This window comes from Pseudarthrobacter sp. NamE2, assembly GCF_005796205.1.
Classification (GTDB): domain Bacteria; phylum Actinomycetota; class Actinomycetes; order Actinomycetales; family Micrococcaceae; genus Arthrobacter.
In genome coordinates this window covers 256,778-269,544 of the sequence record NZ_VAHN01000004.1, presented here as the reverse complement: position 1 = coordinate 269,544, position 12,767 = coordinate 256,778, and the positions used below count along the sequence as shown (strand labels likewise).

Genomic DNA, 12,767 nt, shown 5'->3' with positions numbered 1-12,767 from the left:
CGACGCTTCCTCCTTGGCCGCCTCCTTCTTGGAAACCTGGCCGTCACCTGCTGCATGCGGGGCGGCCGGGGATGTTCCGGTCGTGTCGAATTCCGTATCCGGCGATGAGGACCCGGCGACGTTGGTCCACTGATTTTCCGTCATCATGCTCTCTTTCATTTGCGGTCAACTGCTGGGGCTGGACCAGCACTAATGCAATAATAAGCATGGTTACTATTTTTTTAGTAAGTACACTTCCTATGTCTCCTGGATCCAGCAGCAAAGCCGATGAGCTGGCTTATAGACGTTGACCGGAAAGGCAGCGACGGAAAAGCAGCCATACCAGCCCCTGGATACACAGGCATGAGACCTGAAGGCAAGTCCCGGGTCCAGTCTCCTCCCGGGACTTGTTGGGCGCGGGTAGCAGAAGCAAGTTTTGGCTATGAGGGACTTACGCCATGTAGCCAGAGAGCTGCTTCGGGCGAAAGCCGTAGCCCTGATCGGCCTTTGGATCCTGTACTGGAACAACGGCGGCCGCTACGACCCCTTCGAATTCGACGCCGTTATCTATGAGGCGTTGCCCGCCTCTTGTTTCGACTTCGAACCCCTCGACGTTGCTCTTGATGAGTTGATCATGAAGTGGCTAATGGAAGGCATTACTGCCTGGCCTGACGCAACAAGAAGGTGCTTGGGGTGATGAAAAACCATGCTGGCGGGTCGTTTCGACGTGCGCCACTCTGACGTAGCGGTTACCCCAGGGTTGCTAGGGCAGCCGGTGCACAGGTAACTGTGACCGGGGTATGTGCGTCGACGGATTTCACTTCTCCGTCGATTTGGTACGGGATGGGTTTGAGGGTTGTGAACCGGTAGCTGCTCACGCTGGGCTGGTCGCCCAGCCCCTGGATGGTGGCCCGCAGGGCAGTCAGCAGCACGCGGAGCTTGGAGCGGTGGGGAAAGATCACGACTTCGAACTTGCCGTCCGCGGCGGCGGCGTCGGCTTCGCTGAGGGTGGCGTACTTGGCCATCTGGGCGATGTTCGCCAGGACGAGGCTGTCGAACTTGCGTCGTTTGCCGTTCTCTAGCCGTATCTCGAAGGGTTTGAATTTTGAGAACGTGCGCATCACGGAGAACATCTCTTTGTAGGCGCCTTTACTGCCTTTTTCCAGATCGATGGCCATGACCGGAGTGAGACCGAACCCGATGTAGGAGTGGGCGTACTCTGTTGCAGCGTTTTCGCTTCCGCCGGTTGTCATCTTCAGCAGGTCAATACGCCGGACCTTGCCGCCGGCGATTGCTGCCTCAAGCGGTTGGGTGCGGGTAGTCCTGCGGTGGTCGTTGGCGTTTCCTGCCGCCTTCACAGCGCAGACGGCGTTGGGGTTGCCGGCTTGCATGACGCCGTTCACAACCTCGTTATAGCCGCCGTCCCCGCTGACGGAGACAATGAGCACGTTGTTGCCGCCGTTGGCTGCCTCCCGCGCCAGTTCGACCGCGTGGCCTGCATGGGCGGTAGGTCGAAGGGAGATATCGACCGTGTAGGGAACCAGATCCGCAAGGGCGGCTTGAAGTTCCTCAGCGAGTCTGGGGGCATCCCCGGTGCTGTTGGGGTTGAAGATCACGACAATCGAGTCGAAGGTCCGGACAGTGCTCACGACGCGCTCCGTAATTCTGGACTAGCTGTTTCCGGTGTGAACAATGCTGTCGAAGTCCTCTTCGTGGGCCGGGGCGTCGGCGAGTCCCTGCGGTGTGAGGTCGAAGGTGTCGATACCGGCGGGAATTCCAGCGTCCATGGTGATGTCTGCTTGGTTGTAAGGGCTGTTCGTCATGATTGATCCTTCATTGAGTCTGCCGCAGGCGTCTTGCCTGGGCGGTAGTAAATAGGCCACGGTGCTCGCTCGAATTACCCGGGGCGCGTGACCGCCGTGGCCAGTTAGGTTTCGGATGACGTCACTGACTACGTCCTCGTGCAGGGCTGCCCAGGCCGCGCCAGCGGGAATGGCTTTTTCTGCGTTGATCCGTATCCTCGTTCTTTGGCGGACGGGGAGCGAGTATGCCGATGTATTCTGCCGTGGTGTCGAATACCTTGGACAGGCGGCAGTTGGAGCAGTGAAGGGCGATCACCAGGATGCCGGTTTGACGGTCGGTTACGGCGGGGGTTTCAACCGACAGGAAGGCATCGGTGTCGCATCCGGCGCACCAGGGCTGCTTTCCCCGTGGTTGGTGCGCATCACGGGGAATGTACGTGCCCGGGATTGTGGTCATTGCGCGGGTCAGACCACTGCCTGGTAGCTGTAAAGGATGTAGTCGGCAGCGGCCGGTCCCTTCATCTTCAGGCACTGGCCGGGAGTGATCCGTTGGGTCATGGCGGTCCAGAAGGCCTGCTCTGACCGGGGGACCTCGCCGGAGAGGCAGCACCAGCTGGTGTACAGGCCATAGAAGGAATCGCCCTCCAGAGTCGAATCGGATTCCTGGTTGGGACAGGTGGCTTCGCTGAGAAACTGGTCGAACTGTGAATGTGCCACGGTGGCTCTTTTCACTACGGTGCAGAACTTCCGCCGTGGGCTACAGCGGATGGTACCCCGGATGCCTTGCACGGGACATCGGGAGTATTGGCCGAAGCAAGGCGATGGCGATGCTTCGGCGGGCTAAACGTAGGTGAAGCAGGTGATTCAGGTGAAGCAGACGGCTCTGGCGCAGCAACAGGTCCTGATGCTGCGCCAGAATCGACCATTACCCGGACGGTGCCGGTAACGGCTGTTTAGGCGTGGTTGTGCGTGCGGTTGCCAGCCTTGGCCAGGCCGCGGGCGATCATCAGGCCGACAGTGAGCCAGGTGATGTACTGCATGGCGTCGTTGGCGTTGAAAACATCCACACCGTTTTCGCTTGCATTGTCTCCAACAACTGCCGCGGTGATGATCGTGGCGATGACCGCCGCGACGTAGACAGCGAACTCAAGGGTCCGGGTTGAGATCTTAATGTCGTTGGCGTTGCGGACAGAACTCGAGTGCTCGGGCTGGGTTTGAGTCGTCATTTGGCTCTCCTTGGGTGATGTGAGCAGCCTGAACGGCTATGCAAACTGTGATCCCTTTACTGAAACCATGTCGGCACCTTCTCTACGCTGTAGACTTTACGCGTAGACTACTGAAGTAGCAAGCGCGCGCATTCCGACTGTGAGTGGGCCTATAGCAATCAACGGAAACGGCTCACCATGGCTTTAACAAGAAAAGCGCCCAAAGCTCCACCGCCCCGCAAGGCCCGGCTGAGCAGGGAAGTTGTGCTCGCCGCCGCGCTGGAACTGGTCGACGCTGAAGGTGTGGATGCGCTGACTATGCGCCGGTTGGGTCAGGAATTGGGGCGTGACCCTATGAGCCTGTACCGCTATGCAGCAAGCCGGGCTGCGTTGCTGGACGGCGTCACCGAAACGGTCCTGGACGAGCTCACGGTCTTTGCCGATGACGTGGACTGGCAAACCCAGCTGCGCCGGATGGCCCATGACCTGCGTCTCGTTGCCCTGCGCCATCCCAACGTCGTGCCTCTGCTGGTCACCAGACCCCTGTCCACTCCGCTGGGCCTTCGTCCACTGGCAGCGCTCCGGCCTCTCGAACAAATACTTGACCTGCTCATCGAGGCAGGCTTCGCCCCCGCCGACGCCCTCCATGTCTATCGCGCGTATTACGGATTCCTTTACGGGCACATCCTGAACGAACTCCAGGAATTCATCGTGGACCCAGACGAGAACGAAGCCATCCTGCGCCTTGGCCTGCACCGCCTGCCCGCAAAGGAGTTCCCGCGCCTGCGCGCACTCGGGCCGGTCCTGGCCGACTACAACGGTGAAACTGAGCTCGACCAAGGTCTCGGTATATTGCTGTCCGGCCTGGCCGCCCAACTCTCGGGACCACACCCAAAACCCGTAGCCTGACAACGCCCGCTACAGCAACGGGAACGTAAGAGGTCTCGAAAAGCAAGGGTTGTGGGACGCTGCGGGTTTTGCGCGGAAGGAGACCCCAGCGTCACGGCCTGCCTAGCCTTCAGACCCACCATCGGAAACGCTCTGCCGCAGCCCGATTTCGCTTCCGTCCAACCCAACGGCTTCCTGGAGTGTCCCCACAAGCTCTGCTATTAAGGGGACGCTCTTGACTATCAACGAAGCATCCAATGACGGGGGTGATTTCGCCAAGGACCAGCCAGCGGCGCGCCTGCTCGGGATCGCAAACATGAGGTCCAACGACTGATCAGTTACCGCGGCGCTAGCAGCCAAGCATCAGCCGCCGGTCCCTAAGCCGCCTTTAGGAGCTTTTTCCGAATATGCAGGTCTCGTGCGGTTTGAGTCTGCATATCTGGGCAAAGCTCCAGGTGGCCAGCTAGAGGTCGGCGAGGAGGGTGGTGGGGTTTTCGATGGCGTCCGCTACGAAGCGGAGGAAGCCGGCCGCGGTACCGCCGTCGCAGACCCGGTGGTCGAAGGTCAGGGTCAGCTCCGTAACCTTGCGGACCGCCAGTTCGCCGTTGACCACCCACGGCCTGTCGATGATCCGGCCGACGCCCAGGATGGCCACCTCCGGGTGGTTGATGATCGCCGCCGAGCCGTCCACGCCGAACACCCCATAGTTGTTGAGCGTGAACGTGCCGCTGCCCAGTTCCGCGGGGGTCGCCTTGCCTTGGCGTACGACGTCGGTCAGCCGGCGGATCTCCACGTCCAGTTCGCGAGCGCTGAGCTTCTGCGCGTCACGGACGGAGGGCACCACAAGGCCGCGGTCTGTCTGGGCGGCGATGCCGAGGTTGATGCCGTCGAATCCGACGATCTCTTGGGACCCGTCCTCCGCGGTCTCGATCCTCGTGTTCAGCTCCGGGTACTTTTTTAGCCCGGCTGTGACAAAACGGGCGATGAACGCGAGCAGGCCGGGAACATCGGCCCCGTTGGCTTTCATGCCCTCGCGGAGTTCCACCAGTGCCGTGGCGTCGACGTCAACCCACACCGTTGCCTCGGGGATTTCCGAACGGCTGCGGGACATGTTTGCGGCCACGGCTTTGCGCACCCCTCGGACAGGGGTGCGAGAGGAAATGGCAAGGCCCGTGCGGGGGTCGCGCCCTGGGGTTTCGGCAGGCTTGGTTTCCGCAGGCTCAACCACCGGGGTTTCGGCAGGCCTGGTTTCGACAGGCTCAACCACCGGATGGATCGCTGCCTCAACGTCGCGGCGCATGATCAGGCCGCTCTCGCCGGAGCCGTGCAGCTCGCCGAGGTCCACGCCGTGTTCCTTCGCCATCCGCCGGACCAGCGGGGAGATCACCGCACCCAGCTTGCCGGGGACGCGGGTGCGGAGGAGGGCGAGCTCCTCCTCCTTGGCGGTTTCTTTGGTTTCGACAGAGTCAACCACCGCTACGGAGGACTTCCGGGCGCGGGTTCGCCGCGCAACACCATGGCTGCCCGGGGTTCCGTACCCGATCAGGACGTTGCCGGAGCCGGCTTTCTCTTCTTCCCGGTAGGACTGGGCTCCGTGGGTCTCCGCTGGCTCATCGACAGGCTCACCCAACTCCGTCTCGGCAGGCTCAACCACAGGGTCAGCAGGCTCAGGCGCCTCAGAAACCACGGCACCAACTGGCGTCACCGAGATCAGCGGCTTCCCGACATCAATAGTCTCCCCCGGCTTCCCGTGCAGCTCCGCCACAACCCCCGCATAAGGAGAAGGAACCTCCACAGCCGACTTGGCCGTCTCCACCTCGGCGATCGGCTGGTCCACGGAGATAGTGTCACCAACCGAAACATGCCACGTCACCAGCTCAGCCTCGGTCAGCCCCTCCCCCAGGTCCGGCAGCAAAAATACGCGCGTCTCGCTCATACAATCAGTCCTCCCACTGAAGGTCATCCACGGCGTCCAGGATGCGGTCCACGCCGGGCAGGTAGTACTTTTCAAGCTTGGGTGCCGGGTACGGCACGTCGAACCCGGTCACGCGGCGGATGGGCGCGGCCAGGTAGTGGAAGCAGCGCTCCTGCACCCGGGCCACGATCTCGGAGGACACGGACGCGAACCCATGGGCCTCGGCGATCACCACGGCCCGCCCGGTCTTCCGGACAGACTCACACACAGTCGCATCATCAAAGGGAACAAGCGTCCGCACATCAATGACCTCCAGGGAACGCCCCTCCAAGGAAGCCGCCTCGGCGGCGGCAAGCGCCGTAGGAACGGACGGGCCGTACGCAATCAACGTCCCGTCAGTGCCGGGACGCGCGACGGCGGCGCGCCCCTCGGTGCCAAGTCCCGCCGTCGTGCCTTCCTCATAGGAGGCGCGCAGGGACGCAAGGTCCACAACGTCCCTGGACCAGTACAGCTTCTTGGGCTCCATGAAGACGACGGGGTCGTCGGAGTCGATGGCCTCGCGGAGCATCCGGTACCCGTCGGCCACTGTGGCGGGGGTGTAGACCTTCAGGCCGGCGGTGTGGGCGTAGTAGGACTCGGAGGAGTCGCAGTGGTGCTCCACTCCCCCGATGCCGCCGCCGTACGGCACCCGGATCACCAGCGGCAGCTTGACCATGCCGCGGGTGCGGTTGTGCATCTTGGCCACGTGGCTGATGATCTGCTCGAACGCCGGGTAGGCGAACGCGTCGAACTGCATCTCGATCACGGGGCGCATCCCATTGATCGCCATGCCCACGGCCATGCCCACGATCCCGGACTCGGCCAGGGGCGTGTCGAAGCAACGTTGCTCCCCGAAAGTGGCGGTAAGCCCGTCGGTAATGCGGAAGACGCCGCCCAGGGTGCCCACGTCCTCGCCGAACACCAGGACGGAGGAATCGGCGGACATCGCGTCTACCAGGGCGGTGTTCAGCGCCTTGGCCAGGGTGACCGGCTGCGGGCCGGACGCGTCAGCGGATGCCGCGGCAGAGGCGGCGGCCCGGGCGGTGGCGGCGGAAACGTTGCCGTTGGCCTCGGACGAGGTGGTGATGGTGGGGCTCACTTGCCGGCCTCCTCGGATGATGCGGTGGCTGCTGCGTCGCGGGCGAGTTCGTCGGCGAGCATGGCGGACTGTTCCTTCAGCTGCGGGGTCTGCTTCTCAAAGACGTGGCGGAAGAGGTCCTGCGGGTCCACGGGCACGTCCTCGCCCAGGCCCTCCCGCAGCGTGCGCGCCACAGCTTCAGCGTGGGCAGCGATCCGCTCCTCACCCGCAGAATCCAGCAGCCCGCGGCCGGTGAGGTACGTGCGCATCCGGGTGACCGGGTCCTTGGCCCGCCACTCCGCAACCTCGGCGCTTTCCCGGTAACGCGTGTCGTCGTCGGCGTTCGTGTGGGCCTGCATGCGGTAGGTGTGCGCCTCCACCAGCAGGGGGCCGGAGCCTTCCCGGGCCAGCTTCACGCCGCGGTCCAGGACGGCGAGGAGGGCGACGACGTCGTTCCCGTCCACGCGTTCGCCCGCCATGCCGTAGCCCACGGCCTTGTGCGCGAGCGACGGCGCCACGGACTGGTGTGCCAGCGGCACCGAGATGGCGTACTTGTTGTTCTGGACGAAGAAGATGACGGGCAGGTGGAAGACGGCGGCGAAGTTGAGGGCTTCGTGGAAGTCGCCTTCGCTGGTGGCGCCGTCGCCGCACATGGCCAGCACCACGGTGTCCTCGCCGCGGAGCTTTGCGGCGTGGGCGACGCCGACGGCGTGCAGCAGCTGGGTAGTCAGCGGGGTGCACTGGATGCCCACCTTGTGCTCGAGGGGGTCATACCCGCCGTGCCAGTCGCCCCGGAAGATGGTCATCGCCTGCACGGGGTCCACGCCGCGGGCCATGACGGCGACGGCGTCGCGGTAGGTGGGGAACATCCAGTCCCCGTCGGACAGGCACAGGGCGGCGGCCACCTGGCAGGCCTCCTGGCCGTGGCTGGAGGGGTAGACGGCCATGCGGCCCTGCCGGACGAGTGCGGAGTTCTGGTCGTTGACGCGGCGGCCGACGACGAGCTGTTCGTACGCTGCCAGGAGTTCCTCATCGCCGGGCAGGGGGTATTCGTGGCCGGGTTCGGTGCCCTGCTGGTCTTTGGGGTTCAGGGTGCCGTCCGGGGCCACCATCTGGATCAGGTGCCGGGCCGGGAGCATGTAGTCCTCAACCGTGATGCCGAACTTCTTCACTGCCTCGGTGAGGGCGTTTTCAGGTGGTTCCTGGTGTGCCTGGTCCGGCGTTGCGGTGCCGGGCGCGGCGTGGTTCGCGGAGATCGTCATTGGTCCGTCCTTCTCTAGCCACTATTCCTTCCCAGTATTGACCCGCGGCAGGTTTCGTATCCAGCACCTGCGGGAATCGTGGAGAAGTTGTTGTCAGCTGCCTAGACTGAAAGACGATTTGTAATTGTGAGCTGGGTTACGGGCAGGGGTTGTGGACAAAATGGCAGCAAAGGATGCCCGAACGGAGCCGGCGCCGCTGGACGAGATCGACCGGAGCATCATTGCCGAGCTCACCCGGGACGGCCGGATGTCCGTGACGCAGGTGGCGGAGAACGTCCACATCTCCCGGGCACACGCCTATACCCGGATCGCACGGCTCACCTCTGACGGGGTGCTGTCCCGGTTCACGGCGGTGGTGGATCCGATCAAGGCGGGGCTGAAGTCCTCCGCCTACGTGACGCTGAAGCTGAAGCAGGATGCCTGGCGGGAGCTGAGGGACCTCCTCGCGGCCATCCCTGAGGTGCACCACATTGCCCTGGTGGGCGGCGACTTCGATGTGATCCTGCTGGTCCGAGCCGTGGACAACATCGACCTGCGCAGGGTCATCTTCGACCAGCTGCAATCCATGCCGGGGGTGCTGGACACGCAGACGTTCCTGGTGTTTGAGGATGTGGATACGCGGTGACTTGTTTGCCCCGCCTGCAAGGGTAACGCCCTACCGGTACCCGTCCACTATGGCTGCTGCGATTTCCTTGTAGGCACGCCTGGTCTCGGGCTTCAGTACGTCGAGGGTGACCAGGTCACCGTCGGCGACGCCGCGGTCATGCGGGACGGCGATGAGTTCGCGGCAGATGCCGGATAGGTGCTCCTCGATGGCATCCTTGTCCACGCGCGAAGAGACCTCGTCCTTGTCGGTGATGACGACGATGGCGTTCCGTGCCAGTTCCTCGTAGCCGTGGCTGGCCAGCCAATGCAGGGTGCTGCGGGCACGCTTGGCACCGCTTACGGCGTAGCCGGCCGCGATGACGAGGTTGTCCGCGGACTGCAGGATCCCGCTCATGGCGTTGTGCGTGACGCCGGTGCCGCAGTCGGTCAACGCCACTGAATAGTAGGCGCCGATCAGCTTGCGGATCCGCAGGTACTCCTCGGCCGTCAACGAGTCGGAGACCTCGGGGTCCTGTTCCCCCGCGATCAGGTGCAGCCGGCCGGCGTGGTGCATATAGCGGGCCAGCGCAGTGAGGGAGTCGATGGAGTCGATGTTTTTCAGCAGGTCGGTGATGCTGCGCGGGCTGGACTGCTGGTAGATGCCTTCACCCAGTGCGCGCTCCACCAGGTCACCGGAGTCCGGGTTGGCATCGATGGCGCAGGGGGCGTCCCCGCGGTACTCAGCCAGGGTGAGGCCCACACCCACGGTCGTGGAGGTCTTACCGATGCCGCCCTTAAGGCTGAGGATGGCCGTGTTGTAGCTGCCCTGCAGCTGCCGGGAAATGCGGCGTGCCAGCTCGTCTTCCTGGCGCTGCTTTGGACCGGGGCCCAGGTTCCAGGCTCCGCCGGTCAGCTTGTACAGCGCACCACGGAACCCGCCGACGGGCCGCGGCTTCTGTTCCTTAACAAACAGTCCGGGAGAGCTGATGAAGTCCGGCATGGGGCTGTCTGCGATGGTGTCGGCAACAGTGGGTTTGCTGCGGCGGAATGCGGGAGCTTCGCCAGATTCACCTGACGGCGGGGAGGCTTCTTCTGCGACGCTGTCCGGTGTGGAGGCTGTGTTTCCTGCGGCCTCCGGCTGCGAGGAGGCTGGCGGTCGTGTGGGGGCAGGGACGTGAGTAACAGGTTTTGCTGCATCCGCTGCCGCCGCGGCCTCAGCCCAGGAAGTTCTTCTGGTGACCGGTTGTTCAGCGTTGGACTGCTCGGACTTCTCGGAGGGTGTTACGACTGGCATGGTTCCTGTCCGGACATCCGTCAGCTCACCGTCGGCGCGACGAAGGTCACGACGTCGGCGAAGATGACCTGCGTCCTCTGCTTGGGCGCGTGCGTTCTGATCCGCCGGATCGGGCATGTATGTCCCCCCAGGACGTTCGGCAAAAGGTTCTGCGGCACTGTTCAAACAGTAAGTCTATGGGGTTTAGGGAACACGCCTGCTCAGACGCGGGTCAACGCAGCTGTCACAACGGCTGCTGTGAGTACCAGAAGTATGGCCAGCACGGCGTAGCCTTGCCACTTGGGCCGGCCTTTGTGGGGGTTGATGTCGACGTACGGCATGGCTAGCGGCGGTCACCTTCCGGCGCTATTGGCGCGTCGATTCGGATGGCTCGGCGCTTAAGCCGCAGCATCTGGTACAGCACGAAGAAGGGAACCAGCAGGGTGCCCATGAGTGCGCAAAGCGCCAGGGCAAAGTCGGATACAGCCACAAGAGCCTCCATCGGTCACAGTGATCCCCATCGCCATGACCTAACCACGTGACCGAAGCAATGACAAGTCACGTTAACAGCAGGAGCAATGCCTGCGGCTTTTAGCCTCGCAGGGCCATCACCACAACAACGACCGTCACGACTGCCAGGGCACTCAGCATGTAATAGGAAAGTACCCTTATTTTCCGCTGCTTTAGCTCCCGTCGTGAGTACCGCGCGACGTACGTGGCCCCGTATCTCCCCATGCCGTGATGCTACAAAACACAACCTCAAGGTTTGATCAAGTCAATTGCTTTGTTACGCGACTCAGAGACGGGCAGGTGGAAGACAGCACCACAGTGTCCCGGCCGCGCAGCTTGGCGGCATAGGCGGCGCCGACGGCGTGCAGCAGCTGGGTGGTCAGCGGGGTGCTCTGGATACCCACCTTGTGCCTGAGGGGGTCGTATCCGCCGTGCCAGTCCCCGCGGAAGATGGTCATCACCTGCACGGGGTCCACGCCGCGGGTCATCACGGCGACGGCGTCGCGGTAGGTGGGGAACATCCAGTCACCGTCGGACAGGCACAGGGCGGCGGCCACCTGGCAGGCTTCCTGGCCGTGGCTAGAGGGGTAACGGCCATGCGGCCCTGCCGGACGAGTGGCGGAGTTCTGGGCGCACTTCTGGTGGCATCCTCCCCCAATTGACGGCAGTGGTGGATTTAATTAAGGCCGGGCTGAAGTCATCCGCCTCCGTGGCACTGAATTAGGACGCCTGTCGTACACCTCTCGGGGTCTCCTCCCGGCCATCCCCGAGGTGCACAAAAACGCACTTGTGCACGGGCGACTTCGAGGTGATCCTGCTGGTTTGCGCCGTGGACAACACGACGTGCGCCGGCTGATCCTTGACCAGTTGCAGTCCCAGCCTGGAGATGCTGGATACACCGCCGTGCCTAGAGTTTGAGTACTGGATACGCGTTAGCTAGCTGTGGACACACGGCGTTCTGAACGTGAACGTGTTCATGCCGGCTAACAAGACATGCTGGCGCTGCCTACAACAAACATCGGGCCTTCCTGTGGTGAGCCGAGTATTCAGCGACGGCACAAGTTGGATGATCGCCTTTAGAGGTGGTATTCACTGTACGGGGATAGGGCGGTGCTTCTCCAGCTTTCGGGCTGGAACGCCGCCCCAAACCTCGCCAGTTGGGACATCCTTAGTTACCACGGCATTTGCGCCGACGATCGCCCCGGCGCCAATCTTCCGACCCTCGGGGCCGATCGTGATCACAGCACCCGCTGACAACACGGCTCCGTCTCCGATCACCGTCTCCCCAATATCGCCCGATCGGATGGCGCGGCCAATGGTAACGCCGTGGTAGATCGTGACGTTGTCACCGATAGTCACCTTCGGGTAAATTACAAGGCCAATGCCGCGGTGAACAATCTCCGTGTTCTTCCCGAACTTTACTTCCGGGGGTATGTCACAACCGTACAAGTAAAGGACTTCGCGGATGACGCGGCGAAGACCAGGTGTGTTTCGATACGGCAGCAACTTTGTGATGAGGCCCATGGCCACAATCCTAGGGCCTATCCGCCGCGAGGAACTCAAGCACCTTCGCAGGCTGATAACCGGATTGATTGCATTGCTCTCCAGAAGTGCTCACTACTTTCACCTTGTCTCCGGCCGCCTTGGCAGCATCAACACACAGGTCGGTGTTGATGTCCTTGGGGAACAACAGTGTCGCACGGTGAATGGAAGAAGCTCATGTCAACGCCGGCAGTGCTGGCTAGGTCGACTGGACTCACGCCTGTAACCTGGGTCGGCTCCCAGTCGTCCAAGCCCCAAGCGGTCGCTACTGTCTGGAAGCGGTGCGCCACTGACTCGAGGTTGCACGCAAGATAGATTCCGATCCGTGCCCGGGCACGCAGGTCATCAATCATCTGAAGGGACGGGAGCCCGCCCATGGACAGCCCAATAAGGACGCGATCCGTCACGGTTGTCTGTGCCGAAGCCCATCGGTCCAGTTCGGCATAGGCTGTCACCGATGCAGGGTTGCCCCAGGCAGCGCCAGCGGCATCCGAACCGGCTAGGGAATGCGTTCGAATAGCGCGTCATGCAAACGGTCAATTCGTCCGCTAGACACTATGTCCTCGGCATCGCCGGCGTGACGATGGAACCATATGGCTAACTGCCCGTTCGGGCGCGCCGGAAGCATGAGGCTGGCGTTGTCCGGGCCAACTTTCGTCCGTATCATGCGGCGTCCTTGATCCCATGCT

General features: G+C 62.9%; 14 protein-coding genes and 1 pseudogene. 3 read left to right on the top strand and 12 right to left on the bottom strand.

Annotated elements, in window-relative coordinates:
* Positions 1–421 precede the first annotated feature (421 nt).
* Complete coding sequence (locus FDW83_RS07585; RefSeq protein ID WP_138137091.1) at positions 422–676, top strand: hypothetical protein; 255 nt, start codon at positions 422–424, stop codon at positions 674–676.
* Between the two features lie 52 nt (positions 677–728).
* Here FDW83_RS07585 and FDW83_RS07580 read toward each other — a convergent pair whose 3' ends face one another.
* The 5 genes from FDW83_RS07580 to FDW83_RS07565 form a co-directional block, all read right to left on the bottom strand.
* On the bottom strand, positions 729–1,628 hold the full coding sequence (locus FDW83_RS07580) for a diacylglycerol kinase family protein (RefSeq protein WP_138137089.1): 900 nt from the start codon (positions 1,626–1,628) through the stop codon (positions 729–731).
* A gap of 21 nt (positions 1,629–1,649) precedes the next feature.
* Complete coding sequence (locus FDW83_RS19100) at positions 1,650–1,802, bottom strand: hypothetical protein (protein WP_171027482.1); 153 nt, start codon at positions 1,800–1,802, stop codon at positions 1,650–1,652.
* A gap of 121 nt (positions 1,803–1,923) precedes the next feature.
* Positions 1,924–2,238 carry a hypothetical protein gene (locus FDW83_RS07575; RefSeq protein WP_138137088.1) on the bottom strand — a complete coding sequence of 105 codons (315 nt, stop codon included), beginning with the start codon at positions 2,236–2,238 and terminating at the stop codon, positions 1,924–1,926.
* A gap of 8 nt (positions 2,239–2,246) precedes the next feature.
* Complete coding sequence (locus FDW83_RS07570; RefSeq protein ID WP_138137086.1) at positions 2,247–2,498, bottom strand: hypothetical protein; 252 nt, start codon at positions 2,496–2,498, stop codon at positions 2,247–2,249.
* Between the two features lie 236 nt (positions 2,499–2,734).
* Positions 2,735–3,007 carry a hypothetical protein gene (locus FDW83_RS07565; RefSeq protein WP_138137084.1) on the bottom strand — a complete coding sequence of 91 codons (273 nt, stop codon included), beginning with the start codon at positions 3,005–3,007 and terminating at the stop codon, positions 2,735–2,737.
* A gap of 177 nt (positions 3,008–3,184) precedes the next feature.
* On the opposite strand from FDW83_RS07565, the gene FDW83_RS07560 reads away from it, so the two are divergent.
* A complete protein-coding gene (locus FDW83_RS07560; RefSeq protein ID WP_138137082.1) occupies positions 3,185–3,895 on the top strand; it encodes a TetR/AcrR family transcriptional regulator C-terminal domain-containing protein in 711 nt (236 codons plus the stop codon).
* 442 nt (positions 3,896–4,337) lie between these two features.
* Here FDW83_RS07560 and FDW83_RS07555 read toward each other — a convergent pair whose 3' ends face one another.
* From FDW83_RS07555 to FDW83_RS07545, 3 genes are read right to left on the bottom strand one after another with little or no spacing between them, the layout of a single operon-like run.
* Positions 4,338–5,810 (bottom strand): dihydrolipoamide acetyltransferase family protein, encoded by a 1,473-nt coding sequence (locus FDW83_RS07555; RefSeq protein ID WP_138137080.1) that lies wholly within the window; start codon positions 5,808–5,810, stop codon positions 4,338–4,340.
* Positions 5,811–5,814: 4 nt separating this feature from the next.
* Positions 5,815–6,927, bottom strand: a complete 1,113-nt coding sequence (locus FDW83_RS07550; RefSeq protein WP_138137078.1) for an alpha-ketoacid dehydrogenase subunit beta — start codon at positions 6,925–6,927, stop codon at positions 5,815–5,817.
* Positions 6,924–8,168 (bottom strand): thiamine pyrophosphate-dependent dehydrogenase E1 component subunit alpha, encoded by a 1,245-nt coding sequence (locus FDW83_RS07545; protein ID WP_138137076.1) that lies wholly within the window; start codon positions 8,166–8,168, stop codon positions 6,924–6,926. Before FDW83_RS07545 ends, FDW83_RS07550 begins: the two co-directional genes overlap by 4 nt.
* 160 nt (positions 8,169–8,328) lie before the next feature.
* Here FDW83_RS07545 and FDW83_RS07540 point away from each other — a divergent pair, with 160 nt between their 5' ends.
* The gene (locus FDW83_RS07540; protein ID WP_138137074.1) at positions 8,329–8,793 is read left to right on the top strand and encodes an Lrp/AsnC family transcriptional regulator; all 465 of its coding nucleotides are present in this window, start codon (positions 8,329–8,331) and stop codon (positions 8,791–8,793) included.
* Between the two features lie 30 nt (positions 8,794–8,823).
* Here the strand turns inward: FDW83_RS07540 and FDW83_RS07535 are convergent, their stop codons facing one another.
* The 4 genes and pseudogenes from FDW83_RS07535 to FDW83_RS07525 all read right to left on the bottom strand — a co-directional run bounded on the left by FDW83_RS07535 (position 8,824) and on the right by FDW83_RS07525 (position 12,060).
* Positions 8,824–10,047: a MinD/ParA family protein gene (locus FDW83_RS07535; RefSeq protein WP_240720889.1), complete on the bottom strand. Its 1,224-nt coding sequence runs from the start codon at positions 10,045–10,047 to the stop codon at positions 8,824–8,826.
* 322 nt (positions 10,048–10,369) lie between these two features.
* On the bottom strand, positions 10,370–10,516 hold the full coding sequence (locus FDW83_RS19095) for a hypothetical protein (protein WP_171027481.1): 147 nt from the start codon (positions 10,514–10,516) through the stop codon (positions 10,370–10,372).
* 325 nt (positions 10,517–10,841) lie between these two features.
* Positions 10,842–11,152: pseudogene (locus tag FDW83_RS07530) on the bottom strand (thiamine pyrophosphate-dependent enzyme); the annotation flags it as partial.
* Positions 11,153–11,625: 473 nt separating this feature from the next.
* Positions 11,626–12,060 (bottom strand): serine O-acetyltransferase, encoded by a 435-nt coding sequence (locus tag FDW83_RS07525; protein WP_138137070.1) that lies wholly within the window; start codon positions 12,058–12,060, stop codon positions 11,626–11,628.
* Positions 12,061–12,767: the final 707 nt, after the last annotated feature.

Coding starts and splice junctions, on each gene's coding strand:
- FDW83_RS07585 (WP_138137091.1), top strand. CDS start 422: ATGAGGGACTTACGCCATGTAGCCAGAGAGCTGCTTCGGGCGAAAGCC.
- FDW83_RS19100 (WP_171027482.1), bottom strand. CDS start 1,802: ATGACGAACAGCCCTTACAACCAAGCAGACATCACCATGGACGCTGGA.
- FDW83_RS07575 (WP_138137088.1), bottom strand. CDS start 2,238: ATGACCACAATCCCGGGCACGTACATTCCCCGTGATGCGCACCAACCA.
- FDW83_RS07565 (WP_138137084.1), bottom strand. CDS start 3,007: ATGACGACTCAAACCCAGCCCGAGCACTCGAGTTCTGTCCGCAACGCC.
- FDW83_RS07560 (WP_138137082.1), top strand. CDS start 3,185: ATGGCTTTAACAAGAAAAGCGCCCAAAGCTCCACCGCCCCGCAAGGCC.
- FDW83_RS07555 (WP_138137080.1), bottom strand. CDS start 5,810: ATGAGCGAGACGCGCGTATTTTTGCTGCCGGACCTGGGGGAGGGGCTG.
- FDW83_RS07545 (WP_138137076.1), bottom strand. CDS start 8,168: ATGACGATCTCCGCGAACCACGCCGCGCCCGGCACCGCAACGCCGGAC.
- FDW83_RS07540 (WP_138137074.1), top strand. CDS start 8,329: ATGGCAGCAAAGGATGCCCGAACGGAGCCGGCGCCGCTGGACGAGATC.
- FDW83_RS07535 (WP_240720889.1), bottom strand. CDS start 10,047: ATGCCAGTCGTAACACCCTCCGAGAAGTCCGAGCAGTCCAACGCTGAA.
- FDW83_RS07525 (WP_138137070.1), bottom strand. CDS start 12,060: ATGGGCCTCATCACAAAGTTGCTGCCGTATCGAAACACACCTGGTCTT.